This is a genomic window from Clostridia bacterium (genome assembly GCA_036562685.1).
In the GTDB taxonomy this organism is placed as follows: domain Bacteria; phylum Bacillota; class Clostridia; order Christensenellales; family DUVY01; genus DUVY01.
Map to the genome: position 1 here is coordinate 1 of DATCJR010000070.1, position 4086 is coordinate 4086.

Consider the following 4086-nt stretch of genomic DNA (forward strand, 5'->3'; position numbering starts at 1 on the left):
GTGTCAATAAGTATATCTCATTTTACAAAATGTTATAATTGTTATATACATTTCAAAAAGCTTTTAATATATCATTAATTTGTGGAAAAAAATTAAATTTATAGATATTATTTACAAAAAAAATAAAAAACCCTTTTGAAAATCAAAAGGGTTAAAAGGGACATATAGAGATTATATTATTTTAAACATGTATTAGGTTTCCTGCATTACTTCTGATGCTAAGGTGTTATCTACTATGTCCTCAAAATTAACGCGTCTTTCCAAAGAATTTGCGTTTTCCATAATATCAAGCAATCTTTCATAAGCAGTTTTGCTCATCACCAAAGAATCCGCCCATGCATCTATATCGCGGTAATTTTGAATAACATTTTGAAGTGTTTCTAAGTTGATTGAAGTAAATGAACTTTGCAACGCTTGCGCAGCTTCTTCTAATGTGGCAGTCTTTAGATAATCATAGCCTTTTTTGATTGCTCGTAAAAATTTCTTGGCTGTATCTTTATTCTTTTCAAGATAGCTTCTCTTTGCTGAAAATGCCGTATAAGGAACTTCACCGCTTTCTCTGCCTACGCTTGCAACTATATAGCCCTTGCCCTGCAACTCGATTTCACTAGCCAAAGGCTCAAACAATGTGGTGTAATCTACTGTTTGATCTGCTTCAAAGACAGGACGCATCATATCAAAAGCAACTGTCGTATCAAGATTTATATTTTGATCATCATACAATCCGTATTGATTGCAAACATATTCCAAAGTCATTGCTGGAACACCACCGGGTCGTCCCGCCAAAACACGCTTGCCTTCTAATTTTGTCCATTCAAAATCAGGATCTGGTGTTCTGCCAACCAAGAAAGAACCATCTCTTTTGGTAAGCTGTCCAAATATAACTGGATAGTCCGATGTGCCTTGTATATGAATATATACAGTAGCTTCTGGACCCATAAGGCCAATATCAGCAGAATTGCTTGTAAGAGCAACCATGACTTTGTCTGCTCCGCCCGAATTAGTTAGTTCAATTTTTAGACCTTCATCTTTAAAAAATCCTTTATTGATTGCAACATACATTGGCGCATAAAAAATACTATGAGTAACTTCAGCAAGCCTTATTTTCTTTAATCCATCTTTTTTTGGACATCCTATAAGAGATAACGGCATTAACATAGCCAATGCTAAGCAAACAAAAAATGTAAACAGTTTTTTCATAAATTCCTCCTATGTCAAACTATTTACATATTATTCTTAAAGATTTTTTTATGTTAAATTGGCAATCTTCATTTTTTATTGTCAAGATTATTTTTAGACAAAATCATTTTTTTAGATTTCTTTACTTTTAGATAAAACACAAAAACTGCAAAAATATAAAACAAACCTATTATTCCGCTGATGGGATAAAATGAATCTACTATTGTCTTAAAACCTAATCTTGATATAACAAGTCCTACTATTAATACGGACAAAATAGACAAAGCCTTGTTTTTTATAAAACTTTGAGTCCAAGAATTCATAGTATAAACTGCAGTTAAAATGGTGGTAAATATTCCGCTCCAAATGATTATAGCTGCAACAAATGACATATTCATTCTTGACGCTATTTCCATAACAGGCATACTTGAATTAAAAGTGTTTATTCCTGCACACATTATAGCTGCTGTAAGTAAAGCAATAAAAAGCCCTATGACTGCACTGCCTGTTACAGCGCCGCGAAGTTGTTCTTTTAACGGCAGCTTTATTGTCGTTATCACTCCCGTTGAAAGCATGATATTCATTGAAACATATATAGAAACATAGAACATCATCAACCCTAAATTATTAGAATAATTCATTTTATAAGGAACAGGATGTGTTAAGCTGAAAATTCCAATTATTAATACCATATACAAGATGATAGGGATAAGTACTGCATTAACATCCATTAATGTATCAATCCCTCTAAAAATCACTATAAAAACCAAAACAGCGGTTAGAATGCTTATAATAGGATATTGTGATAGATTATAGCTTTCCAAAAGTGAATCGCAGCCAGCAAACATAGTCGATAATATTATCAAGTAGTTAAACAATATTATAAAATCAACTACTGGAGAAAATTTGCCAAAAACTGCTCTATGAAAATCTTCCATTCCCTTAGGTCTTACAATTTGTCCTACGGTCATAAAAAGAATAAGCGAAAAACACAATAAAAAAGCACATAGGATAGCAATAGGAATGGATGCATATCCAAACTTTCCAAAAAATGTGACAAGTTCTCTGCCAGAAGCAAAACCTGCCCCTACTATTGTAGCAACAATAAGCATTCCTACTCTAAAGGACTGCCAAAAGGATTTTTTCATTTATAAAATATATTAATTAATTTTTTTAATAATACATTTTATTTTAAAAAACCTCCATAAATAACAAAAAGCCCTTAAAAGATTAAGGGCATAAGAATTATTTAATTCATTTTGTATTAATGATCCATAAGGAATATTATTCTTTGTGCAGCAGCTGGCAAATACGGTGACAATAAATTAAGCGCGTCAATAAAATCTTTAAACAGCTTTTCTTCTTTTTCTCCATTTAAAACACAATTTTTAAAAAACTTAAATAGTCTTAATGCTTCGGGCTTTCTTTTGATAACAAAACCATCTCTGGCTTTATTGATACTGTTTTCAAGATCATCAAGTAACTTAGAGATATCTTCAGAATTATCAGGCTTTGAATCTCCTATTTCAAAAGTTGCTACATTACACCAAATCTCATATTCCGCATCTTCATACTTGAATTTTTTGTTCATTCTATCAGAAGAAACGGACTTAATTATGTAAAGTTGATTATTGTCTAAATTAAGCAATCTATCACCAGCACCTACAGGATCACTTATACGATAAAATAGTGTTTTGTCAGTCATATTAACATGGGCAAATAAGGTTTTCTTTGCATTTTGGTTTACTACTTTTACAGCGTCTTTTTCAAAAGCCGCTCTTTTCATTTTTTCAAGTTTAGTTTGATCTGCAAAATCCCTTATTGATTCTACTACGCTCGCTGCCTGCTTGCTCGCTTGAGGAATTTCTTTGTTTTTTACAAGATTTTTCTCAAAGGCATTTCTAAATGTGTCGAATTTATCAACTTCTTTTTCAGTGCCCTGATTAGCCACAGGCTCAGATGTTTTGCTCATACTTTTCTCCTTTTTCCATGGTAATGATAGTAAGCGGTAGTACAATACTATGCTTGTCCCTAGTATATCAAATTTTTATATTTAATTCAATTTATCTGTCAAATTATTATATCCAATAAGTATAACAAAATCTTATATTAAAAAACTATAAAAAAAACCGTCATATACAATTATGACGGTTTTTTCTGTTCTAAAAATTATGTTTTACGCTGTAGTTAGGTGCTTCTTTGGTTATCAATATATCGTGAGGATGGTTTTCTACCAGGGTTGCACCAGTTATTTTTATAAACTTTGCTTCTTTTCTCAATGTGTCAATATCCTTGGTACCGCAGTATCCCATTGCTGACCTTAATCCGCCAACCAATTGGAACACTATCTCTGATAATGTACCTCTATAGGGAACTCTGCCTTCAACACCTTCGGGTACCAGCTTGGATGCATCTTCTTGGAAATATCTGTCTTTTGAACCTTTAGCCATTGCACCCAATGAACCCATTCCTCTATATGTCTTAAAGTTTCTGCCTTGATATATTTCCATTTCTCCAGGACTTTCTAATGTTCCTGCAAAAAGACTTCCTACCATAATTGCACTGGCTCCCGCACCCAATGCCTTAGGAATATCGCCAGAGTATTTTATACCGCCGTCTGCGATAATTCTCTTGCCGTATTTTTCAGCTTCTTCAGCACAGTCCATAATAGCGGTAAGCTGAGGAACACCTACACCTGTTACTACACGAGTAGTGCAAATAGAACCAGGACCTATTCCTACCTTGACTATATCAGCACCTCTTTCGATCAAAGCCTTAGTAGCCTCTGCCGTAGCAACATTGCCCGCAATAATCGTAATATCAGGAAACATATTTTTTATTTGTTCAACTTGCTTTAAAACTCCAGCACTATGACCATGAGCTGTATCGATAGCCAAAACGTCAACC

The 4086-nt window shown here is 33.4% G+C and carries 4 protein-coding genes; all 4 read right to left on the bottom strand.

Annotation, left to right across the window (positions count from 1 at the left end):
• Nucleotides 1-192: 192 nt before the first annotated feature.
• Nucleotides 193-1200, bottom strand: a complete 1008-nt coding sequence (locus tag VIL26_03160) for an ABC transporter substrate-binding protein (protein HEY8389930.1) — start codon at nucleotides 1198-1200, stop codon at nucleotides 193-195.
• Between the two features lie 68 nt (nucleotides 1201-1268).
• Nucleotides 1269-2327 carry a hypothetical protein gene (locus tag VIL26_03165; GenBank protein ID HEY8389931.1) on the bottom strand — a complete coding sequence of 353 codons (1059 nt, stop codon included), beginning with the start codon at nucleotides 2325-2327 and terminating at the stop codon, nucleotides 1269-1271.
• A gap of 116 nt (nucleotides 2328-2443) precedes the next feature.
• A complete protein-coding gene (locus VIL26_03170) occupies nucleotides 2444-3151 on the bottom strand; it encodes a hypothetical protein (protein ID HEY8389932.1) in 708 nt (235 codons plus the stop codon).
• Nucleotides 3152-3341: 190 nt separating this feature from the next.
• On the bottom strand, nucleotides 3342-4086 hold a 745-nt coding region (locus tag VIL26_03175; GenBank protein ID HEY8389933.1), incomplete at its 5' end, for an IMP dehydrogenase.